A 21352-nucleotide genomic window follows, 5' to 3' on the forward strand; every position below is an offset into this window, starting at 1 on the left:
ATCCCAGCCTGGAGACATCATGAGTCAAGCCCCCTACCCCATCCTTCTCACGCCCGGCCCCCTGACCACCTCGGACCGCACGCGCCAGGCGATGCTGCGCGACTGGGGATCGTGGGATGCCGACTTCAACCAGATCACCGGCCGCATCCGCAAGCGCGTGCTGGAGATCGTGCACGGCACCGGCACGCACGAGTGCGTTCCTTTGCAGGGCAGCGGAACCTTCTCGGTGGAAGCGGCCATCGGCACCATCGTTCCGCGCAACGGCCACGTGCTGGTGCCGAGCAACGGCGCCTACTGTCAGCGGCTCGCCAAGATCTGCAAGGTGCTCGGCCGCAAGCTGACCACCATCGACTACACGGAGGAAAAGCAGGTTTCGCCGGCCGACGTGGACCGGGCGCTCGCGGCCGACCCCGGCATCACCCATGTCGCGGTGGTGCACTGCGAGACCGGCGCCGGCGTGCTCAACCCGCTGCACGAGATCGCGATGGTTGTCGCCAAGCACGGTCGCGGCCTCATCATCGACGCCATGAGCTCCTTCGGCGCGCTGGAGATCGACGCTCGCAAGACCCCCTTCGACGCCGTCGTCGCCGCCTCGGGCAAATGCCTCGAAGGCGTGCCGGGCATGGGGTTCGTCGTCGTCAGGCGCAGCACGCTCGAGAAGTGCGAGGGCAACTGCCACTCCCTGAGCATGGACCTGTACGACCAGTGGGTGTACATGGAGAAGACCACGCAGTGGCGCTTCACTCCGCCCACGCACGTGGTGGCCGCGCTCGACGCCGCCATCGCGCAGTACATCGAGGAAGGCGGCCTGCAGGCGCGCGGCGGCCGCTATGCGCGCAACTGCAAGGCGCTGGTCGACGGAATGGCGGCGCTGGGTTTCCGCAGCTTCCTCGACCCGGCCATCCAGGCGCCGATCATCGTCACCTTCCACGCGCCCGACGACGCGAACTACGACTTCAAGACCTTCTACCAGGAGGTCAGGAAGCGCGGCTACATCCTCTACCCCGGCAAGCTCACGCAGGTGGAAACCTTCCGCGTCGGCTGCATCGGGCACTTCGGCGAAGCCGGCATTCCCGGCGCGGTAGCCGCCATTGCCGACACGCTAAAGGCCATGGGCGTCCGGCAGGTCGCAGCGCCTGTCGCCGCCTGATGGCTAGAGCGCGCAGGTCCTGAAGCCGAAGAAGCCGTCGTCGCGCTCGGGCAATGCAAAGCCCCGGCGGCGCGGCGACCGCAGGCGGGCGCGTGTCGCGAACGAAGCCCCGCGCAGCACGCGCGCCCGACCGAAGGCGGCAGCCGGATCGAATTCGGTGCCCGCGCTCCACGGGTCGGGCCGGTATCCGGGCCAGGGCTGCAGGGTGCCCGCCGTCCATTCGTGCACGTCGGCCCAGCGGAAACCGCGCCTCGCCGCCGTGTGCGCCGCAATCTCCCATTCGACCTCGGTCGCCACGCGCCGCCCGGCCCAGCGCGCCCATGCGTCGGCCTCCCACCAGCTCAGGTGCACGGCACTGTGGTGGCCAGCCGCGCGCACGGTGGCGCCGAAGCGCTGCTGCAGCACCGAGCCGCCCGTGCCATTGCGCGCCGCGCCGATCTGCTCGACGTGCCGCGGCCCGCGCCGCCCCTCGATCTGCGCCGAGAGCCAGCGCCAGCCTTCGCCGTGCCAGAGCTCCTCGCGGTCGTAGCCGCCGTCCTCGACGAACTCGATGTACTGGTTCCAGGTGACGGGCTGCGCGTCGATCTCGAACTCCGGCACGTCCACCCGGTGCGCCGCGCGCTCCTGCGCGAAGGCGAAGCCGCTGTCGGGCATGCCCAGCTCCCAGCGCGTGGCCGGCAGCAGCAGCGGCTCGCGCGTGACGGCGATGGGCGCCTGCTCGACGCCCAGGGGCAGCCCCAGCGTCTGCGCCATCACCACGAACTGCTCGCCGCGCAGGTCTTCGTGGAACAGCGCAAGTCGGTAGAAGTACAGGCCGGCATCGGTCTCGGCGGCGTTGTCGAGCAGTTCGAGCGTGCTCTCCAGCGTGTCCAGCAGGTAGGCCTTGGTCTGGGCGAGGTCGGGCAGGTCGGAGATACCGCGCTGCGCCTGCGCCATCTGCAGGGGGCTCCACCAGTCGTCCGCGCCGGGCTCGATGGACGCCAGCCGGGTCGGGCGTGACGGACAGTCGTTGCCGAACGCGCGCTGCGTGTTGCGCCCGATCCACCATTCGGCGAACCAGCCGATGTGGCCAGCCAGCCACACCGGTGGCACGACATCGGGCGTCGGCGCTACCTGCATGTCCTGGCCGAGTGCCTGCTCGAAGAGCGACAGCAGATGCAGGGTGTGATTGCGCGCATCGATCAGCGCCACCGAGAGCATGTCGCGGCCCGCCTGGCGCATGTCGGGCGAATCGATCGACTGGGGCGTTGCCGCGGCCGGAGCCGGAGGAAGGCGCGGTGTCTGGGCCATGAAACCATTATGGCCATGCCCGGCCCCCTCGGGTACGCCCCAGACGACACTTTCGACTACACCGATAAAATCCGCTCCGCCTCACGCACCCGACCCGCCGGCGCACAACGCCGGTGCGTCGGGTGCGGTCGTTCTGGAGGCAATCCAATACAAAAATGGAGATTCAATGCAAGGCTTGCTGAAGCTGTCCCGGGCCATCGACTGGCTCAATGCCCAGGTGGGCAAATATGCGATCTGGCTGATCCTGGCCGCCACGGTGATCAGTGCCCTCAACGCCATCGTGCGCAAGGTGCTCAACACCAGTTCGAATGCCTTCCTCGAAGTGCAGTGGTACCTGTTCGCCTGGTCGTTCCTCATTGCCGCGGGCTTCACGCTGCTGCACCGGGAGCACGTGCGCATCGACGTGCTCAACAGCCGGCTGTCGAAGCGCAAGCAGGTCTGGATCGACATCATCGGATTCGCGTTCTTCCTGACGCCGTTGTGCGTGACGGTGCTCTATCTGTCGGTGCCCGTGGTCGTGCAGATGTATCAGTCCGGCGAGATGTCCGGCAACTCCGGCGGGCTGGTCCGCTGGCCTGTGTGGGCGGCGCTGCCGGCGGGCTTCACGCTGCTGCTGCTGCAGGGCTGGTCGGAGCTCATCAAGCGCATCGCCTTCCTGCGCGGCCAGGGGCCCGACCCCATGGGCCGCCTGACCGACAAGACCGCCGAGGCCGAACTGATCGAAGCCCTGCGCCTGCAGGCCGAAGTGGACGCCGCCAAGGCAGCCACGGGCGCGGCGCCAAGGCCGCAACACTGACCGGGCGCGCAGAAAAACACCATGGAATTCATTGTTGCCAACTTCGCCCCGATCATGTTCGCGGGGCTGATCTGCTTTTTGCTGCTGGGTTTCCCGGTTGCCTTCAGCCTCGGGGCCTGCGGCCTGTTCTTCGGTTTCGTCGGCATCGAACTCGGCGTGTTCCAGCCGTCGGTGATGGCCTGGCTGCCCCAGCGCCTGATCGGCATCATGGCCAACGACACATTGCTGGCGGTGCCCTTCTTCACGCTCATGGGGCTCATCCTGGAACGCAGCGGCATGGCCGAAGACCTGCTCGACACGGTCGGCCAGGTCTTCGGTCCGATGCGCGGCGGCCTTGCCCTGGCGGTGATCTTCGTCGGCGCACTGCTGGCGGCCACCACCGGCGTGGTGGCGGCCTCGGTCATCTCGATGGGCCTGATCTCGCTGCCGATCATGCTGCGCTACGGCTATGACCGGCGGCTGTCCAGCGGCGTCATTGCCGCCTCGGGCACGCTGGCCCAGATCATCCCGCCGTCGCTGGTGCTGATCATCATGGCCGACCAGCTCGGCAAGAGCGTCGGCGACATGTACAAGGGCGCCTTCCTGCCCGGCTTCATGCTGATGGGCCTGTACGTGCTCTACGTGGTCTTCCTTGCGATCTTCAAGCCCGCGCAGGTGCCCGCGCTGCCGCCGGAGGCCCGCACCTTCCGCGAGCCCAATGGCAGCGGTGGCTACGTGTCGCTGGTGGCGCTCACCGCGCTGTCGGCGGTCGTGGCGGTGGTGCTGGCCCGCAACATGGCAGCCGTGCACACATGGTTCCAGGGCGAGCCCGTCACCTTCGTGGCCACCGACGAGAAGGTCGTGGTCGCGATGTGCGGCGGTGTGTTCGTGGCACTGGTGATCGCGCTGATCAACAAGGGCCTGAAGCTCAACCTGCTGTCGCGGCTGGCCGAGCGCGTGACCTTCGTGCTCATTCCGCCGCTGCTGCTCATCTTCCTGGTACTGGGCACCATCTTCCTGGGCGTGGCCACGCCCACCGAAGGCGGCGCGATGGGCGCGATGGGCGCGCTGGTCATGGCCTGGGTGCGCCGGCGCATGAGCTTCTCGCTGCTCAGGCAGGCTCTGGCCTCGACCACCAAGCTGTCGAGCTTCGTGATGTTCATCCTGATCGGTGCCACGGTGTTCAGCCTGGTGTTCCAGGCGGCCGACGGCCCGATCTGGGTCGAGCACCTGCTGTCGGCCCTGCCCGGCGGCCCGGTGGGCTTCCTCATTGCCGTGAACGTGCTGGTGTTCTTCCTGGCGTTCTTCCTTGACTACTTCGAGCTGTCGTTCATCGTGGTGCCGCTGCTGGCGCCGGTGGCCCACAAGCTGGGCATCGACCTGATCTGGTTCGGCGTGCTGCTGGCCGTGAACATGCAGACCTCGTTCATGCACCCGCCGTTCGGCTTCGCGCTGTTCTTCCTGCGCTCCGTCGCGCCCGAGAAGCAGTACGTGGACCGCGTGACCCAGAAGGTCATGGAGCCCGTGACGACGATGCAGATCTACAGGGGCGCGATTCCGTTCGTGCTGATCCAGCTCACGATGGTGGGCGTGCTGATCGCGTTCCCGCAGATCGTGACGGGCAGCCTCGACAAGGAAGTGAAGGTCAACCTCGACGACATCGGTGCGCAGATGCGCGACAGCCTGAAGCCGGAAAACGACGCCACGCCCGCCGACCCTTACGGCGGCACCGAGGAGCCAGCTCCGGCCGCGCCGGGCGCCGGGCCCGCAGCACCTGCGGCACCGGGTGCGGAAGGCGCCGCGCCGGCGCCCGCCCCCGAGCCAGCTCCGGCGGAAAGCGGCGCGGGCGACGACCCCATGAAGGCGATGCAGGACGCGCTCAAGCAGCAGCAAAAGCCCTGAATCCCGGGGCAAGCGCTGCCCCGACGAAAAAGGCCGGCCCGTTCGCACGGGCCGGCCTTTTTCATGTGAACCGCGGCAGGATCAGATCTTGACCGAGTTCATGTACTGGTTGAACGGGTACTCCGAGAAGCGGTTCCACAGGATCTGGTCACGCTGGAAGGCGCGCATGTCCTGGTGGATCTTCTTGAACTCGGGCGACTTGGCTTCGTGCTCGGCAAACACTTCCATCGATGCCTTGAAGCCAGCGTCCATCACAGCCTTCGGGAACGGCTTGAGCTGGGTCTTGGCGGCCACGAGGCGCTTGAGCGCCAGCGGGTTGAAGGCGTCGTACTTGGCGATCATGTCGCGCGCTGCAACCTTGGTGGCCGCGTCGAGGATGGCCTTGTTCTCGTCCGACAGCTTGGCGAAGGCCTTGTTGTTGATGAAGAACTCGAGGTCCGCGGAGCCTTCCCACCAGCCGGGGTAGTAGTAGTAGGGAGCGACCTTGTTGAAGCCGAGCTTCTCATCGTCGTAGGGGCCGACGAATTCGGCGGCGTCCAGCGTGCCCTTTTCGAGCGCCTGGTACACATCGCCCGCGGGCATGTTCTGCGACACCACACCCAGCTTGGCCATTGCCTCGCCGAACACGCCGCCGCCCATGCGCATCTTCAGGCCCTTGAGGTCTTCGACGGTCTTGATTTCCTTGCGGTACCAGCCGCCCATCTGCGTGCCGGTGCTGCCCGCGCTGGCGGTGCGGAAGTTGTACTGCGCGAAAAAGGCGTCGAGCAGCTTGCGGCCGTTGCCGTACTCCTTCCACGAGTCGGTCTGGCGTGCGGTCAGGCCGAAGGGTACTGCGCAGCTGAACGCGAAGATCGGATCCTTGCCGGTGAAGTAGTAGGCAGCGGTCTGCGCCATTTCCAGCGTGTCGCCCTGCAGCGCATCGACCACGCCGAAGGCGGGCATCAGTTCACCGGCAGGGTGAACCGAAATTTCGAACTTGCCGCTCGACAGGGCCTTGACGGTCTTGGACAGCATTTCGGCGCTGCCGAAAATCGTATCCAGCGAACGGGGGAAGCTCGACGCCAGGCGCCAGCGCACGGCGGTCTGCGCATGCACGGCAGGCGCAATGCCTGCTGCCAAAACGCCCGCGATGCCGGCGTTTTTGATGAGGGAACGACGATCCATTAGATAGCTCTCCGAGTTCTTTGAAAAAACGAAACGCGGCTTGTGACCGCGTTGGGGACTTTTGTGTGAGTCCGGGAGATTGTAAAAACGCGCTTACAGCCTCCGGGGCGGGTTTACCCTGCGCTGTTGTTGCTGCCGCGAACGAAGCGCTCGCGGATCGACGCCTCGATGCCGATCGCATCCAGCCCGATCGACGCGAGCAGTTTGCCCGGATCGCCGTGCTCGATGAAGCGGTCTGGCAGGCCCAGTTGCAGCACCGGCTTCTGCACGCCGGCGGTCTGCAACGCCTCGATCACCGCGCTGCCCGCGCCGCCCATGACCGCGCCCTCTTCCAGCGTGACGATGGCATCGTGCGTGCCCGCAACCTTCAGCAGCAACTCGACGTCGAGCGGCTTGGCCCAGCGCATGTTGACCACCGTGGCGTCGAGCGATTCGGCAGCCGTGAGCGCGGGGTACAGCAGCGTGCCGAAGGCGAGGATCGCGATGCGCTGGCCTTCACGGCGGATCTCGCCCTTGCCGAACGGCAGCGCATCGAGCGTGAGGTGCGGCGCGACGCCGGCACCCGAACCGCGCGGATAGCGCACGGCCACCGGGTGGCTCTGCTCGTAGGCGCTGGTCAGCAGCTGACGGCATTCGCGCTCGTCGGCCGGACAGGCGATGCTCATGTTCGGGATGCAGCGCAGGAACGGGATGTCGTACGCGCCCGCGTGCGTCGCGCCGTCAGCACCCACGAGACCCGCGCGGTCGAGCGCGAACACCACCGGCAGGTTCTGGATCGCGACGTCGTGGATCAGCTGGTCGTAGGCGCGCTGCAGGAAGGTCGAGTAGATCGCGACCACCGGCTTCAGCCCTTCGCAGGCCAGGCCGGCCGCGAAAGTCACGGCGTGCTGCTCGGCGATGCCGACGTCGTAGTAGCGACCGGGGAAGCGCTTCTCGAATTCGACGAGCCCCGATCCCTCGCGCATCGCGGGCGTGATGCCCACGAGGCGGCCATCGGCAGCGGCCGTGTCGCACAGCCACTGGCCGAACACCTGCGTGAAGGTCTGCTTGGCGGCGGAAGCGGACTTGACCAGCCCCACCTGCGGATCGAACTTGCCGGGGCCGTGATAGGCCACCGGGTCGGCCTCGGCCAGCTTGTAGCCCTGCCCCTTCTTCGTGACCACGTGCAGGAACTGCGGGCCCTCGAGGTGCTTGAGGTTCTCGAGCGTGGGCACCAGCGAATCGAGGTCGTGGCCGTCGATCGGGCCCACGTAGTTGAAGCCGAACTGCTCGAAGAGCGTGGCCGGCACGACCATGCCCTTGGCATGCTGCTCCAGCCGCTTGGCCAGCTCGAACAGCGGCGGCGCATTGCGCAGCACGCTCTTGCCGACGTTCTTGGCGGCGGCGTAGAAGTTGCCGCTCATCAGCTGCGCGAGGTAGCGGTTGAGCGCGCCCACCGGCGGGCTGATCGACATGTCGTTGTCGTTCAGGATCACGAGCAGCTTGCAGTCGCACACGCCCGCGTTGTTCAGCGCCTCGAAGGCCATGCCGGCCGTCAGCGCGCCGTCGCCGATGATGGCCACGGTGTGGCGGTCCTCGCCCTTCTGCTTGGCGGCCATGGCCATGCCGAGGGCGGCCGAGATGCTGGTCGACGAATGGGCGGTGCCGAAGGTGTCGTATTCGCTCTCGGTGCGCTGCGGAAAGCCCGAGATGCCGCCGATCTGCCGCAGCGTGGGCATGCGCTCGCGCCGGCCCGTGAGGATCTTGTGCGGATAGGTCTGGTGGCCCACGTCCCACACCAGCCGGTCGTGCGGCGTGTTGAACACGTGGTGCAGCGCGACCGTGAGCTCGACGGTGCCGAGGTTGGAACTCAGGTGGCCGCCGGTGCGCGAGACGTTGTCGAGCACGCAGGCGCGCACCTCGTCGGACAGCTGGCGCAGCTGGGCCCGGTCGTATTTGCGGATCGGAGAGGGGTCGTGAAGTGTGGGAAGCAGCGGAGCAGCCATGGGGGAGGTTTGTTCTTTTCTCTCAGCGATCGCGGTCGACCACCATGTGGGCCAGCGCGCGAAGAGCCTCGGTGTCGGCCAGGCCGCTGCGCTCCAGCGCGGCGAGCGCATCGGCCAGCAGCTGGCGGGCCTGGGCGCGGGCGCCGTCGAGGCCGAGCAGCGACACGTAGGTGGGCTTGTCGGCCGCGGCGTCCTTGCCGGCGGTCTTGCCCAGGGTCTGCGAGTCGGCCGTGACGTCGAGGATGTCGTCGACCACCTGGAAAGCGAGGCCGATGGCCGCGCCGTAGTCGCGCAGCGCGGCCAGCGCCACGGCACTCACCGTGCCGCAGGTGGCGCCCATCTCGACGCTGCCCTGCAGCAGCGCGCCGGTCTTCAGGCGGTGCATCTCGCGCAGCTGCGCTTCATTCAGTGCGATGCCGACGCTGGCCAGGTCGATGGCCTGGCCGCCGGCCATGCCCTGGCTGCCTGCTGCGCGTGCGAGCAGGCGGCACAGCTGGGCCTGGGTGGCGGCGGAAATCTCGTCACCCTCGGGCGTGAGCAGCTCGAAGGCCAGGGCCTGCAGGGCGTCGCCGGCCAGCAGGGCGTCGGCCTCGCCGAACTTCACGTGCACCGTGGGCTTGCCGCGGCGCAGCACGTCGTTGTCCATGCACGGCAGGTCGTCGTGCACCAGCGAATAGGCGTGGATCAGCTCGGTGGCGCAGGCCGCGCGCAGTGCGGCGGCCTTGTTGCCGCCGACGGCCTCGCTGGCGGCCAGCACCAGCAGGGGCCGCAGGCGCTTGCCGCCGTCGAGCACGGCATAGCGCATGGCGTCGCCCAGCAGCACCGGGGCGTCGATGCCGACCCAGCGCGACAGTGCCGATTCGACGTTCGCCAGATGGGGCTCGCTCCAGCCGGCGAGCGTGCGGGCGTCCCAGTGGCTGGAATTCAGCGTGGCGGCGCTCATTCAGGCGTCCAGACCTTGAGGCTGCCCGAATCGAGCACCTTGATCTGGTCTTCGACCGCCTGCAGCTTGTCGCGGCAGAAGGCGAGCAGCGCCGCTCCGCGCTGGTAGCTCACGAGCAACTGGTCCAGCGGCAGCTGGCCCGATTCGAGTTCCGCGACCAGTTGCTCCAGCTCCTGGAGTCCGGCTTCGTAACTGGCAGGCAGCGGACCCGTGTCGGGCGTTGCCGCCGGGCTGGACGAGGAAGGAGGGGGCACCTTGGGCATGCAAGCGAAACGTGGGTGAAACGGGGCATTTTAGGACCGGGACCGGAACAAATGGCGGGCGGGTCGCCCCCTTCCCTGCCCGGAGGCGGATCGCACATTGCGAAACGGCCCGGGAAGCCCCGGGGGACGAAAAAACGGCCCCGGGTACAATGCGAACTTCTCTCGTTGACGACGTTCAACACTGCTTCGAGCCGCCTACCCCTCCTGGCGGCGCCTTCCGTTCTTTTCTTCCTTTTCTCCCTGTGGGGAGCTTGGTCAGGTCCTCCATGTCTGATTTAAGTCTTCAACTGCAGCAGGCCGCGAGCCAACTTCCAGTTTCCGCGTATTTCGACGAGGCGCTCTACGCCCGCGAGATGCAGAACCTTTTTGCGCGAGGGCCCCGCTATGTCGGCCATCGCCTGGCCGTGCCCGAAATGGGCGACTTCCACACCCTGCCCCAGGAGCACCAGGGCCGTGCGCTCGTCCACACGCCCAAGGGCGCGGAACTGATTTCCAACGTCTGCCGCCACCGCCAGGCCCTGATCCTGCAGGGCCGGGGCCAGCTCGAGAGCCAGTCGGGCGGCAACATCGTCTGCCCGCTGCACCGCTGGACCTACGCGGCGAGCGACCCGCGCACCACCGGCACGCTGATCGGCGCCCCGCATTTCGAGCAGGACCCCTGCCTGAACCTGCACAACTACCCGCTGACCGAATGGAACGGCCTTCTGTTCGAGAAGAACGCCGACGGCTCAGGCCCCGACGTGGCGGCCGACATGGCGGGCCTCGGCCCACAGGCCGACCTCGATTTCAGCGGCTACGCGCTCGACCGCGTCGAGCTGCACGAGTGCAACTACAACTGGAAGACCTTCATCGAGGTCTACCTCGAGGACTACCACGTAGGCCCATTCCACCCCGGGCTGGGCAGCTTCGTCACCTGCGACGACCTGCGCTGGGAATTCAAGCCTCGCTATTCGGTGCAGACGGTGGGCGTGGCCAACCGCCTGGGTCGCGCGGGCAGCCCGGTCTACCAGAAGTGGCAGGAGCAGTTGCTCAAGTACCGCGAGGGCAAGCCGCCGAAGTACGGCGCCATCTGGCTGACCTACTATCCGCACGTGATGGTCGAGTGGTATCCGCACGTGCTCACGGTATCGACCCTGCACCCCGTGAGCCCGACGAAGACGCTCAACATGGTCGAGTTCTTCTACCCCGAGGAAATCGTCGCCTTCGAGCGCGAGTTCGTCGAGGCCCAGCAGGCCGCCTACATGGAAACCTGCGTGGAAGACGACGAGATCGCCGAGCGCATGGATGCCGGCCGCCGCGCGCTGATGCTGCGCGGCGACAACGAGACCGGCCCCTACCAGAGCCCGATGGAAGACGGCATGCAGCAGTTCCACGAGTGGTACAGAGTTGCCATGCAGCAACCAGCCTGAACCTGAGCCTCTTCCCGCCCCGCATTCGCCGGGGCTTTCTTTTTTCTGATCCGGATTCAAAACGATGCAAGCGCTGTGGATGGTGCTGGGGGCCTTCTTGTTCGCCACGATGAGCGTGGTCGTGAAAGTCGCTTCGGCGTGGTTCAACAGCGGCGAGATGGTGCTCGGCCGCGGGCTGATCGGCATCGTCTTTCTCTGGCTGCTGGCGCGCAACCGCGGCGTGTCGCTGGCCACCCGCTATCCCGGCATGCACGCCTGGCGCAGCACCATCGGCGTGGTGTCGCTCGGCGCGTGGTTCTATGCCATCGCCCACATGCCGCTGGCCACGGCCGTCACGCTCAACTACATGAGCAGCGTGTGGGTCGCGGCCTTCCTGGTCGGCGGCGCGCTGCTTGCGTGGGTGCCGGTGCCGGGGCGCGACGGCCGCGTGGAGCGCCCGCCGCTGCAGGGCGCGCTGGCGATGACGGTGCTCGCCGGCTTCGTGGGCGTGGTGCTCATGCTGAAGCCCAGCGTCAACGGCAACGAAGGCTTCGCGGGGCTGCTGGGCCTGCTGTCGGGCCTGACGGCCGCCTTCGCCTACATGCAGGTGGTGGCGCTGTCGCGCATCGGAGAGCCCGAGCTGCGCACGGTCTTCTACTTCGCGGTCGGCTCGGCCGTGGCCGGTGCCATCGCCACGGCCGTCACCGGGTTTTCGGGCGGCAGCTCGTGGACGTGGCAGCATGCGCTGTGGCTGCTGCCGATCGGATTGCTGGCTGCCCTCGGACAACTCTGCATGACCCGCGCCTACGCAACGGCCAAGACCCAGGCCGGCACACTGGTGGTGGCCAACCTGCAGTATTCGGGCATCGTGTTCGCGGCGTTCTACAGCGTGGTGCTGTTCGACGACCGCATCGACGCCGCCGGCTGGGCCGGCATGGCCCTTATCATCGCCAGCGGCATTGCTGCAACCGTGTTGCGACAACGGGCGGTGCCCAAGGCGCCGGCCGAGGAACACTGAAGCGCCCGACGGCATTTGCCGATTTCCAGATTTCGAAGGAGCACGCGCCATGTACACCACCCTCATCTCCGTCGAACAACTGCAGCAACTGCAGGCCGGCAACAGGCCGTTCATGGTGCTCGACTGCAGCTTCGACCTGATGAAGCCCGAAGCCGGTGCGCAGCAGTACGCGGCGGCACACATTCCGGGCGCGCTCTACGCCAACCTCGACACCGACCTCAGCGCGAAGCACGGCGCCCCCGGCGCGCACGGCGAAGTGGTCGTGGCGCAGGAAGACGGCCTGCCCGCCTCGGGCGGACGCCACCCTCTGCCCAGCCGCGAGAAGTTCGCGACGTGGCTCTCCAGCATCGGCTTCGCCAACGACATGCAGGCCGTGGTGTACGACCGCAACGGCGCCAACTACTGCGGCCGCCTGTGGTGGATGCTCAAGTGGATGGGCCACGACGCGGTGGCCGTGCTCGACGGCGGCCTGCAGGCCTGGCAGGCGGCGGGCGGCGAAGTCACGAGCCGCGAGGAACCTGCGCGCTTCCAGTCGAACTTCGTCGTGGGCGAGCCCATCGCGAAACTCGTCACCACCGACACGGTGGTGCGCCGGCTCGGCCAGCCTGACCAGAACCTGATCGACGCACGCGCCGGTGCACGTTACCGCGGCGAGGTGGAACCTCTGGACCCGATCGCCGGTCACATCCCCGGGGCCCTCAACCGGCCTTTCGCCGAGAACATCGGCCCCGACGGCAAGTTCAAGCAGGCATCGCAATTGCGTGCCGAGTTCGAAGCGCTGCTCGCGGGACGCGACGCGGCGACAGTCGTCCACCAGTGCGGCAGCGGCGTGAGCGCCGTGCCGAATCTGCTCGCCATGCAGATCGCGGGATTCGGGACGACCGCGCTCTATGCCGGCAGCTGGAGCGAATGGAGCAACACGCCGGGGCTGCCGACCCGGCAAGGCGCTGAACCATGAAGCACATCCGACTCCGACGTACCACCGGTCTCGCAATCGCAGCCGCCGCAATGCTGGCGGCGGCCCCTTTCCTCACCGCCCAGGCCCAGCAGCAGCACGCGCACGTGCACGGCCAGCTCAAGCTCGACGTGGCCGTCGACGGCCCCACGGTGGTGATCGACATGGAATCCCCGCTCGACAACATCGTCGGCTTCGAACGCGCACCCAAGACCGATGCCGAGAAGAAGATCGTGGAAGAAGCCGTTGCCCAGCTGCGCGCGGCGGACAAGCTATTCATCGTCGACCCGGCCGCCAACTGCAAGCTGGGCCCCGTCGACCTGCGCTCCGGCGCGCTGGGCCTGGGCAACCCCGACCCGAACGAGCCCGTCGGCCACGCCGACCTCGACGCCACCTTCTCCTTCAACTGCACCAACGCGGCTGCCGCGAAGTTCATCGACGTGAACCTGTTCGGCGCCTTCAAAGGCCTGCGCCAGATCGACTCGCAGATCGCCACCGCGCAGGGCCAGTTCAAGCGCCAGCTTAAGCGCCCCGGCGGCGCGCAGGCAAGCCAGCCCGCCCGCCTGAGCTGGGGCAAGTAGCACTGTGAGCGACCATCCACAGGCCGAGACCTCGGCCCTGCGCGTCGTGCTCGCCGCCGAAGCGCTGCGCTTCGCATGGCCCGGCGTGAAGACGCCGTGCATCGATATCGAGGCCTTTCGCATCACCGCCGGCGAATCGGTGTTCCTCCACGGTCCGAGCGGCTGCGGCAAGAGCACGCTGCTGTCGCTGCTGGCCGGCGTGCTGGTGGCCGACGAAGGCCGCGTCACGCTGCTGGGGCACGACTGGTCCAAGCTCTCCGGTGCCGCGCGCGATCGCAGCCGCGTGGCGCACGTGGGCTACATCTTCCAGCAGTTCAACCTGCTGCCGTACCTGAGCGTGATCGACAACGTGCTGCTGCCCTGCCGCTTCTCGCGGCGGCGCGAAGCCAACGCCTCGCGCAACGGCAGCGCGCGCGGCGAGGCCGAACACCTGCTCGACCAGATGGGCCTCGACCGCAACCTGTGGAAGCGCCAGGCGTTGCAACTCTCCGTGGGCCAGCAGCAGCGCGTGGCCGCCGCCCGCGCACTCATCGGCCAGCCCGAAGTCGTGATCGCCGACGAGCCCACCTCCGCCCTCGACGAGGACCGGCGCGAAGCCTTCCTCGACGTGCTGCTGACGGCCTGCGCCGAGCACCACAGCGCACTCGTGTTCGTGAGCCACGACCAGCGCATCGCGCAGCGCTTTGCGCGGCACGTGCTGCTGCCCGAGATCAACCGCGCCGCCACCAGCGCCATGGCGGTGGACGCATGAAAGCACTCTTTTCCATTGCATGGCGCAGCGCCTGGAACCGCCGCTTCACGCTGGCGCTGACGGTGTTCTCGATCGCGCTGTCGACCTTTCTTCTGCTGGGCGTGGAACGCATCCGCACCGAGCTGCGCGAGAACTTCGCCTCGTCCGTCTCGGGCACCGACCTGATCGTCGGCGCGCGCACGGGCTCCACGCAGCTGCTGCTGTACTCTGTGTTCCGCATCGGCGCGGCCACCAACAACATCTCGTGGAAGAGCGTGCAGGCGCTTGCCGCGCATCCGGGCGTCGACTGGGTCGTGCCGCTGTCGCTCGGCGATTCGCATCGCGGCTTCGCGGTGCTGGCAACTTCCACCGACTACTTCACGCGCTTCCGCTACGGCGACAAGCAGACGCTGAAGCTGCGCGAAGGCAAGCCCTTCAGCGAGCTGTTCGACGCGGTGGTCGGCGCCGAGGTGGCCGACAAGCTGGGCTATCACGTAGGCCAGAAGATCACGCTCGCGCACGGCAGCGGCGAGCTCAACGTGGCCGAGCATGCGGACAAGCCCTTCACCGTGGTCGGCGTGCTCGCGCGCACCGGCACGCCGGTCGACCGCACGGTGCATATCGGCCTCGCGGCCATGGAAGCCATCCACCTCGAATGGGTGGGCGGCGCGCCGATGCCTGGCGTGCACATCTCGCCCGAGCAGGTGCGCAAGTTCGACCTCACGCCGAAGAACGTGACGGCCGTGCTGGTGGGCCTGAAGAACCGCGCCGCCGTGTTCGGCGTGCAGCGCTGGATCTCGACCTACACCGGCGAGCCGCTGATGGCCATCCTGCCCGGCGTGGCGCTCGACGAGCTGTGGAGCGTGATCGGCATCGGCGAGAACGCGCTGCTGCTGATGTCGGCGCTGGTTGCGCTGGTGAGCCTCGCGGGGCTGGTGTCGGTGGTGATGGCGGGCCTCAACGAACGCCGCCGCGAGCTTGCCGTGCTGCGCGCGGTGGGCGCTGGCCTGCGCCACGTATTGGCACTGCTGGCGCTCGAAGGCGCGATGGTCACAGTGCTGGGCGTGGCCTTCGGCCTGGTGATGGCGGTGCTCGGCATCGCCCTGCTCTCTCCATGGCTGCAGGCGCAGTTCGGGCTGACACTGAGCCTCTCGGAACCTACACTGAACGAATGGCTGCTGATGGCAAGCCTGCTGGTCGCCGGATGGCTGGCAAGCCTCCTGCCCGGCATCCGTGCCTACCGCCTCTCCCTTGCCGACGGCCTCTCACCGAGGATTTGAACCATGCCCTTCGCACAAAAGACGTTGTCCACGAGCAAAGCTTTCACTCGGCTTTCGATGCTGATCGCAGGCGCCGGCCTCGCCGCCGCCGCCTGGGCCGCCGAGCCCGCGCCCAAGGACACCACCGCCACCAACCCGCTCGGTGGCAAGGCCGCCGCGCCCGCCGCCGCCAAGGCCACGCCGGGCCAGCCGCGCCAGATCACCTGGGAAGAGCTGGTGCCCAAGGACTGGGACCCGGCCAAGGAGTTCAAGGGCATGGACCTGAGCGCGCTCGACGACGGCGACCCGCGCGCCAACGAGCTGCTCATGAAGATGCAGGAGGTGTCGAACAACGCGCCGACCAATCCCGCGATGAACGGCACCGAAATCAAGATTCCGGGCTTCATCGTGCCGCTGGAAGAAGCCAAGGGCGAGGTCACCGAGTTCCTGCTGGTGCCCTACTTCGGCGCGTGCATCCACACGCCGCCGCCGCCCGCCAACCAGATCCTGCACGTGGTGCCGCAGAAGGGCGCCAAGTTCCGCGCCATGGACACCGTCTGGGTCACCGGCAAGCTGCAGACCCTGCGCAACGACTCGATGATGGGCGTGAGCGGCTACCACGTGAGCGCCGCCACCGTCACCAAGTACACGGGCGGCTCCAAGTAGCAGCGGCAAGGCAGCGCAACGGGAGGCGCCGGCCTCCGGGTCGTGTGGTTCTGCGCCGACAGCCTTGACGGCACGAAACCGACACAGACCGTTGCATCCGTGGCGCAGGCTTTGTCATCGCCTGCTGCCACGTTCCGTTGAAGGAGTCCGGGCACGATGCCGGCGTCTTCATGGAACTCCAGATGACAAAAAATCTCCCCACCGCCCCGCGGCTGCTGACGATCTCGCTGTGCATCGGCGCCATCGTCCTCGCCGGCTGCGACAAGTCCCCGACCACGCCCGCCGCATTGGCGCAGGACCCGGCGACCACCATACCCGCGCCCTCCGTCCCTCAGTCGCAGCCTCCCGCCGCGGCTCCGGTCCAGGCGGCCTACACGCCGCCCGCCGCCGAGCAGCTCTACCAGATGGTCGCGCCCATCGCGCTGTACCCCGACAAGCTGGTGGCCCAGGTCCTGGCCGGCGCCACCTACCCCGACCAGATCACGGCTGCGCACGAATGGCTCGCGCAGAACCGCAACCTCAAGGCCGGCCCGCTGGCCGACGCGGCCAACCAGCAGCCCTGGGACCCGAGCGTGAAGTCGCTCACCGCGTTCCGCCCCGTCATCGACCAGATGGCCGGCAACATTCCGTGGACCCAGGCACTCGGGCAGGCCTACTACAACGACCCGGCCGACGTGATGAACGCGATCCAGGTCATGCGCCAGCGCGCGGCGAAGGCGGGCCGGCTCAGGAACAACGACAAGATGCGCGTGGCCACCGCCGCGCCGCCGCCGAACTACGCACCCGCGCCCGACCTGCAGCCGGTGTACGCGGGCCCCGCGGTGATCGAGCCGCCGCAGGAGTTCATCACCATCGAGCCCGTGCAGCCCGACGTGGTGTACGTGCCTGCCTACGATCCGCAGGTCATCTACGGCGCGCCGCAGCCGGTGTATCCCGGCTATGCCTATGCGCCGCCGGTCACGGTGGTGTCGCCGGGCTACAGCGGCGGCCAGGTGCTGGCTGCGGGTGCTCTCGCATTCGGCGCGGGCGTCATCGTGGGTGCCGCGCTGGAGCGCCACGACTGGGGCTGGCATTCATGGAACATGAACTGGGGCGCGCCGCGCTGGCGCGACCGCGGGCCCGCGCCGGTGGCGCCGGCCTTCGCGCGGCCTGCGGTGGTCTACAACAACAGCACCTACATCTCGCGCTCGACCACGGTGGTCAACAACGTGCGCAACGTCAACGTCTACAACAACAATGCCGGTCCGCGCGGCGTGCTGCCGCCGGGTGCGCCACCCAACTTCGCCGCGGGCCCGGGCGCCGCGCAGCAGTTGCAGCAACAGCAGCAGCGAGCCCTCTTCGCCCAACAACAGGCCCAGCAGCAGGCTCAACAACAGGCACAGCAGCAACAACAGCAACGCCTCCAGCAGCAGGCCGCTCTCGCACAGCAGCAGCAACAGGGGCGTGCACAGCAGCAAGCCCAGCAGCGGCAACAGGAGCAGATCCAACGCCAGCAGGCAATGCAGCAGCAGGCTGCCCAGAACCAGGCTCGCCAGCAGCAACAGCAGACGGCTCGGCAGGAGCAGATGCGCCGCGATCAACAGGCCCAGCAGCAAGCCCAGCAACAGGCGCGCGATCAGCAGGCACGCCAGGCGCGAGGCCTGGTTCAACCTCAGCAGCCCCAGCAGGCGCAACTCGCGCAGCAGCGCCAGCAACAGCAGGCGGCGCAGGAGCAGCAACGCCAGCAGCAAGCCCAACTCGAACAATCACGCCGCCAGCAACAACAGCAGGACCAGATGCGCCGCCAGCAGCAGGCGGATCAACAGGCGCGTGCGCAACAGCAAGCCCAGCGACAGCAGCAGGAGCAGATCCAGCGCCAGCAGGCGATGCAGCAACAGCAGGCCCGGCAGCAGCAACAGCAACTGGCACAGCAGGAGCAGATGCACCGTCAACAGCAGGCACAGCAACAAGCCCAGCAGCAGGCCGCGCGCATGCAGCAACAGCAGCAGATGCAGCAGGAGCAGGCCCGCGCACAACAACAGGCACAGCGCCAGCAACAACAGGCACAGCGCCAGCAACAACAGGCACAGCGCCAGCAACAGCAGGCGCAACAACAGCAGCAGCAGGCCCAGCAGCAACAACAGCAACGCATGGCCGCTGCAGCAGCGGCTGCGGCGCGGCACCCGCCGCGCCGGCCCGGCGAACCCGGGCAGCCGCAGTAGCGACGGCCACGCGCCCGTGCAACCGGGTGGCGTCGGTCGTCAGTTCTTGCCGATCTCGGTCAGCAGCCGCGTGACGAGGTAGATGCGCGGCACGATCGAATCGACCTCGATGTACTCGTCGCGCGCGTGGTAGCCGAAGCCAGCGAGGCCGAAGCTTTCCACCACGGTGGCCTTGCCCGAACGGCCCGCGTAGCCGGCATCCGTGCCGCCGCCGGTCATCGGCGTCAGCACGAGGTCACGATCGATTTCCTTGTAGATGGCCTGTGCCTTCCCGGCCAGCGCGCGGCCCTTCTCGCCCGCGATGAAGGCCGGGCGGCCCACTTCCACCTTCACCGTGGTCTCGGTGTCGGGAATCAGCTTGCCGGCGGCAATCTTCGCCTGCAGCGCCTCGTTGAGTTTCTTCTCGGCACCGGCCTGCGTGATGCGGATGTCGCCCAGCGCCTGCGCCTTCTCGGTGATCTGGTTGAGCGGGCCGGTGGCGCGCGCCACGGTCCAGTTGAGCGTCACGCCCGGAATGTCCTTGGCGATGTCCTTGGTCTGCAGCATCTGGTACGACAGCTCGTACAGCGCGTTGCGGCCCAGCTCCGGCGCGGCGCCGGCATGCGATGCCCGGCCCTTCACGTCGAGCGTGGCGGTGGCGATGCCGGCCGCGCCGAGCAGCAGCGACTCGCCCTTGACCACCGACTTCGCCACCGTCGGCTCGAACGACAGCACCGTGTCGTGCTGGTCGGCCATGGTGGCGATCATTTCGCCCGAGCCGACCGAGCCCACTTCCTCGTCGGGGTTCATCAGCACGGTGAGCGTGTCGTAGTCGCGCCAGCCGGCGTCGGCCAGGATCTTCAGCGAGGCCAGCATGACCGCCAGGCCGCCCTTGTCGTCGGCGATGCCGGGGCCGTAGATACGGTTGCCGTCGACCTTGTAGGGCTGGCTGCCCAGGATGCCCGCCGCGTACACGGTGTCCATGTGGCCCTGCAGCAGGATCTTGCGCTTGCCGGTGCCCTTGAGGGTGCCGACCACGATGTCGGCGCCCGCGCCTGCCGTGGCCTTGCGGCGCTCGGTCTTGAAGCCGGCGGCCTTCAGTCGCCCTTCCACCACGTCGGCCATCTTGAGCAGGCCGTCGACGTTGAGGCTGCCCGATTCGATCAGCACCATTTCCTTGAGGTTGTCGATCACCGCGGGCTGGGCCTTCTCGGCGGCTGCAAGCAGCTTCGCGTCGGGCGCTGCCTGTGCACCGGCGGCGAAGCCGAGCGCGAGGCCGCAGGCCAGGGCCATGGAACGAAGCGGCAGGGAGGGCAAACGCAAGGTCATGGTGTTTTTCTCTGGAGTGGATGACGGGGCACAGCATAGCCAGGTGGCCCCGCATCGCGAGCAAATCGGAGACAGGCCTCGACTCCGGACACGCTCGCTTTCTGTAGACAATGGACCCGCCCGAAGCCAACCATGAGGGGATCAGGATGTCAGCCGACGACTGGTGGAAATGCGGAATCGTCTATCAGGTCTACCCCCGTTCGTTCCAGGACAGCAACGGCGACGGCATCGGCGATCTCGACGGAATCCGCGCCCGGCTGGACCATCTGGTCTCGCTCGGCGTCGACGCCGTCTGGATCTCGCCGATCTATCCCTCGCCGATGGCCGACTTCGGCTACGACATCGCCGATTACTGCGACATCGATCCACGCTTCGGCACGCTGGACAGCTTCGATGCGCTGGTGCGGGAAGTCCACGCGAGAGGGCTCAGGCTCATCCTGGACTTCGTGCCCAACCACACGTCGGACCGCCATCCGTGGTTCGTGGGCAGTCGCAGCGCACGCGGCGATCCGCGACGCGACTGGTACATCTGGCGCGACCCGGCGCCGGGCGGCGGGCCGCCCAACAACTGGCTCGGCAATTTCGGCGGCCCGGCCTGGACCTTCGATCCGGCCACCGGCCAGTACTACGCGCATTCGTTCCTGAAGGAGCAGCCCGACCTCAACTGGCGCAACCCCGAAGTGCGCGCCGCGATGCACGAGGTGCTGCGTTTCTGGCTGCGGCGTGGCGTCGACGGGTTCCGCGTCGACGTGCTCTCCCAGATCGTCAAGGACGCGCAGTTCCGCGACAACCCGCCGAACCCGGATTTCGTCGAGGGGCAAGATCCGTTTCTGCGCTTGACGATGCTCTACAACACCGACCTGCCGGAGGTGCAGCCGATCGTGGCCGAGATGCGCCGCGTGGTCGACGAGTTCAGCGACGCACGCTCGTCGCGCGTGCTGATCGGCGAGCTCTATCTGCCGCTCGAGCGGTTGGTCGCCTACTACGGCCTCGATGCGGAAGGTTTGCAGCTGCCCTTCAACTTCCAGCTGATCTCGACCGAGTGGCAGGCGGCACCCATCGACCGCTTCGCGCGCGACTACGAAGCCGCCCTGCCCCCCGGCGCCCAGCCGAACTGGGTGCTGGGCAACCACGACAAATCCCGCATCGCGAGCCGCGTCGGGCCACGGATGGCACGGCTCGCGGCCATGCTGCTGCTCACGCTGCGCGGCACGCCGACGCTCTACTACGGCGACGAGATCGGCATGACGGACGTTGCCATTCCCGCCGACGAAGTGCAGGACCCGTTCGAGAAGAACAAGCCCGGCATGGGCCTGGGCCGCGACCCGGAGCGCACGCCCATGCAGTGGAGCACCGCGGAACATGCGGGTTTCACGACCGGCACGCCATGGCTGCGCCTGGCGGCCGACTGGCGCACGCAGAACGTGGAAGCACAGTCGCGCGATCCGGGCTCCATGCTGGCGCTCTACAAGCGCCTCATCGCCTTGCGCCGCGCGCAGCCTGCGTTGAACAGGGGCAGCTACGAGGCGCTCGAAGCCGGGGGCGAAGTGCTCGCCTATGCCCGCAACGACGAAGGACAGCGGCTGGTGGTGCTGTTGAACTTCGGCCCCACCCCGGCGCAGGTGCCGCCGGCACTGGTACCGGGCCAGCCGGTCGTGCTGGCATCGACCGATCCTGCGCGCACCGAATCGATCGAAGGGCCCCTGGTGCTGGCGCCGTGCGAAGGCGTTGTCATCGGCTCGGCGGACGACAAGGCGCCGAAGGCACGATGAGC

At 67.8% G+C, this 21352-nt stretch carries 18 protein-coding genes; 12 read left to right on the forward strand and 6 right to left on the reverse strand.

Translation table 11 applies throughout. The annotated features are described in order from the left end of the window. The first annotated feature begins 19 nt into the window (after positions 1 to 19). Positions 20 to 1150, forward strand: coding sequence for a 2-aminoethylphosphonate--pyruvate transaminase (locus EJO71_RS04255; RefSeq protein WP_125947987.1), 1131 nt, complete (start codon positions 20 to 22; stop codon positions 1148 to 1150). Between the two features lie 3 nt (positions 1151 to 1153). On the opposite strand, the gene EJO71_RS04260 is transcribed toward EJO71_RS04255, so the two are convergent. Continuing rightward, positions 1154 to 2440 carry an SUMF1/EgtB/PvdO family nonheme iron enzyme gene (locus EJO71_RS04260; RefSeq protein WP_125947986.1) on the reverse strand — a complete coding sequence of 429 codons (1287 nt, stop codon included), beginning with the start codon at positions 2438 to 2440 and terminating at the stop codon, positions 1154 to 1156. Between the two features lie 166 nt (positions 2441 to 2606). Here EJO71_RS04260 and EJO71_RS04265 point away from each other — a divergent pair, with 166 nt between their 5' ends. Together EJO71_RS04265 and EJO71_RS04270 are read left to right on the forward strand one after the other, a co-directional pair. Further along, complete coding sequence (locus EJO71_RS04265; RefSeq protein ID WP_125947985.1) at positions 2607 to 3236, forward strand: TRAP transporter small permease subunit; 630 nt, start codon at positions 2607 to 2609, stop codon at positions 3234 to 3236. 21 nt (positions 3237 to 3257) lie between these two features. Next, positions 3258 to 5117 carry a TRAP transporter large permease subunit gene (locus EJO71_RS04270; RefSeq protein WP_125947984.1) on the forward strand — a complete coding sequence of 620 codons (1860 nt, stop codon included), beginning with the start codon at positions 3258 to 3260 and terminating at the stop codon, positions 5115 to 5117. A gap of 81 nt (positions 5118 to 5198) precedes the next feature. Here the strand turns inward: EJO71_RS04270 and dctP are convergent, their stop codons facing one another. The 4 genes from dctP to xseB form a co-directional block, all read right to left on the reverse strand. Next, the gene (gene dctP, locus EJO71_RS04275) at positions 5199 to 6281 is read right to left on the reverse strand and encodes a TRAP transporter substrate-binding protein DctP (RefSeq protein WP_125947983.1); all 1083 of its coding nucleotides are present in this window, start codon (positions 6279 to 6281) and stop codon (positions 5199 to 5201) included. 113 nt (positions 6282 to 6394) lie between these two features. After that, the gene (gene dxs, locus EJO71_RS04280) at positions 6395 to 8266 is read right to left on the reverse strand and encodes a 1-deoxy-D-xylulose-5-phosphate synthase (RefSeq protein WP_125947982.1); all 1872 of its coding nucleotides are present in this window, start codon (positions 8264 to 8266) and stop codon (positions 6395 to 6397) included. Positions 8267 to 8288: 22 nt separating this feature from the next. Then, positions 8289 to 9209 (reverse strand): polyprenyl synthetase family protein, encoded by a 921-nt coding sequence (locus tag EJO71_RS04285; protein WP_125947981.1) that lies wholly within the window; start codon positions 9207 to 9209, stop codon positions 8289 to 8291. Next, the gene (xseB, locus tag EJO71_RS04290) at positions 9206 to 9472 is read right to left on the reverse strand and encodes an exodeoxyribonuclease VII small subunit (RefSeq protein ID WP_007829283.1); all 267 of its coding nucleotides are present in this window, start codon (positions 9470 to 9472) and stop codon (positions 9206 to 9208) included. Before xseB ends, EJO71_RS04285 begins: the two co-directional genes overlap by 4 nt. 266 nt (positions 9473 to 9738) lie before the next feature. Between xseB and EJO71_RS04295 the strand changes: the two genes are divergently transcribed. From EJO71_RS04295 to EJO71_RS04330, 8 genes are all read left to right on the forward strand, one after another. Then, the gene (locus tag EJO71_RS04295) at positions 9739 to 10881 is read left to right on the forward strand and encodes an aromatic ring-hydroxylating dioxygenase subunit alpha (RefSeq protein WP_125947980.1); all 1143 of its coding nucleotides are present in this window, start codon (positions 9739 to 9741) and stop codon (positions 10879 to 10881) included. A gap of 64 nt (positions 10882 to 10945) precedes the next feature. Continuing rightward, on the forward strand, positions 10946 to 11878 hold the full coding sequence (locus EJO71_RS04300; protein ID WP_240651299.1) for a DMT family transporter: 933 nt from the start codon (positions 10946 to 10948) through the stop codon (positions 11876 to 11878). 49 nt (positions 11879 to 11927) lie between these two features. After that, the gene (locus EJO71_RS04305) at positions 11928 to 12836 is read left to right on the forward strand and encodes a sulfurtransferase (RefSeq protein WP_125947979.1); all 909 of its coding nucleotides are present in this window, start codon (positions 11928 to 11930) and stop codon (positions 12834 to 12836) included. After that, positions 12833 to 13414 carry a DUF2796 domain-containing protein gene (locus tag EJO71_RS04310; RefSeq protein ID WP_125947978.1) on the forward strand — a complete coding sequence of 194 codons (582 nt, stop codon included), beginning with the start codon at positions 12833 to 12835 and terminating at the stop codon, positions 13412 to 13414. Before EJO71_RS04305 ends, EJO71_RS04310 begins: the two co-directional genes overlap by 4 nt. A gap of 4 nt (positions 13415 to 13418) precedes the next feature. Beyond that, positions 13419 to 14165: an ABC transporter ATP-binding protein gene (locus tag EJO71_RS04315; RefSeq protein WP_125947977.1), complete on the forward strand. Its 747-nt coding sequence runs from the start codon at positions 13419 to 13421 to the stop codon at positions 14163 to 14165. Beyond that, on the forward strand, positions 14162 to 15424 hold the full coding sequence (locus EJO71_RS04320) for an ABC transporter permease (RefSeq protein ID WP_125947976.1): 1263 nt from the start codon (positions 14162 to 14164) through the stop codon (positions 15422 to 15424). The genes EJO71_RS04315 and EJO71_RS04320 overlap by 4 nt, the downstream gene beginning before the upstream one ends. Before the next feature lie 3 nt (positions 15425 to 15427). After that, complete coding sequence (locus EJO71_RS04325; protein WP_125947975.1) at positions 15428 to 16069, forward strand: DUF3299 domain-containing protein; 642 nt, start codon at positions 15428 to 15430, stop codon at positions 16067 to 16069. 182 nt (positions 16070 to 16251) lie between these two features. Next, positions 16252 to 18270 (forward strand): DUF3300 domain-containing protein, encoded by a 2019-nt coding sequence (locus tag EJO71_RS04330; RefSeq protein ID WP_125947974.1) that lies wholly within the window; start codon positions 16252 to 16254, stop codon positions 18268 to 18270. 39 nt (positions 18271 to 18309) lie between these two features. Here EJO71_RS04330 and EJO71_RS04335 read toward each other — a convergent pair whose 3' ends face one another. After that, positions 18310 to 19578 (reverse strand): glutamate carboxypeptidase, encoded by a 1269-nt coding sequence (locus tag EJO71_RS04335; protein ID WP_125947973.1) that lies wholly within the window; start codon positions 19576 to 19578, stop codon positions 18310 to 18312. Between the two features lie 146 nt (positions 19579 to 19724). On the opposite strand from EJO71_RS04335, the gene EJO71_RS04340 reads away from it, so the two are divergent. Further along, entirely contained in the window at positions 19725 to 21350 is a 1626-nt protein-coding gene (locus tag EJO71_RS04340; protein WP_125947972.1) for an alpha-amylase family glycosyl hydrolase, read from the forward strand. Positions 21351 to 21352 lie beyond the last annotated feature (2 nt).

The organism is Variovorax sp. 679 (assembly GCF_003952185.1).
GTDB lineage: Bacteria > Pseudomonadota > Gammaproteobacteria > Burkholderiales > Burkholderiaceae_C > Variovorax.

Coding starts and splice junctions, on each gene's coding strand:
- EJO71_RS04330 (WP_125947974.1), top strand. CDS start 16,252: ATGACAAAAAATCTCCCCACCGCCCCGCGGCTGCTGACGATCTCGCTG.
- EJO71_RS04340 (WP_125947972.1), top strand. CDS start 19,725: ATGTCAGCCGACGACTGGTGGAAATGCGGAATCGTCTATCAGGTCTAC.
- EJO71_RS04320 (WP_125947976.1), top strand. CDS start 14,162: ATGAAAGCACTCTTTTCCATTGCATGGCGCAGCGCCTGGAACCGCCGC.
- EJO71_RS04265 (WP_125947985.1), top strand. CDS start 2,607: ATGCAAGGCTTGCTGAAGCTGTCCCGGGCCATCGACTGGCTCAATGCC.
- EJO71_RS04295 (WP_125947980.1), top strand. CDS start 9,739: ATGTCTGATTTAAGTCTTCAACTGCAGCAGGCCGCGAGCCAACTTCCA.
- xseB (WP_007829283.1), bottom strand. CDS start 9,472: ATGCCCAAGGTGCCCCCTCCTTCCTCGTCCAGCCCGGCGGCAACGCCC.
- EJO71_RS04300 (WP_240651299.1), top strand. CDS start 10,946: ATGCAAGCGCTGTGGATGGTGCTGGGGGCCTTCTTGTTCGCCACGATG.
- EJO71_RS04310 (WP_125947978.1), top strand. CDS start 12,833: ATGAAGCACATCCGACTCCGACGTACCACCGGTCTCGCAATCGCAGCC.
- dctP (WP_125947983.1), bottom strand. CDS start 6,281: ATGGATCGTCGTTCCCTCATCAAAAACGCCGGCATCGCGGGCGTTTTG.
- EJO71_RS04285 (WP_125947981.1), bottom strand. CDS start 9,209: ATGAGCGCCGCCACGCTGAATTCCAGCCACTGGGACGCCCGCACGCTC.
- dxs (WP_125947982.1), bottom strand. CDS start 8,266: ATGGCTGCTCCGCTGCTTCCCACACTTCACGACCCCTCTCCGATCCGC.
- EJO71_RS04335 (WP_125947973.1), bottom strand. CDS start 19,578: ATGACCTTGCGTTTGCCCTCCCTGCCGCTTCGTTCCATGGCCCTGGCC.
- EJO71_RS04260 (WP_125947986.1), bottom strand. CDS start 2,440: ATGGCCCAGACACCGCGCCTTCCTCCGGCTCCGGCCGCGGCAACGCCC.
- EJO71_RS04305 (WP_125947979.1), top strand. CDS start 11,928: ATGTACACCACCCTCATCTCCGTCGAACAACTGCAGCAACTGCAGGCC.
- EJO71_RS04255 (WP_125947987.1), top strand. CDS start 20: ATGAGTCAAGCCCCCTACCCCATCCTTCTCACGCCCGGCCCCCTGACC.
- EJO71_RS04270 (WP_125947984.1), top strand. CDS start 3,258: ATGGAATTCATTGTTGCCAACTTCGCCCCGATCATGTTCGCGGGGCTG.
- EJO71_RS04325 (WP_125947975.1), top strand. CDS start 15,428: ATGCCCTTCGCACAAAAGACGTTGTCCACGAGCAAAGCTTTCACTCGG.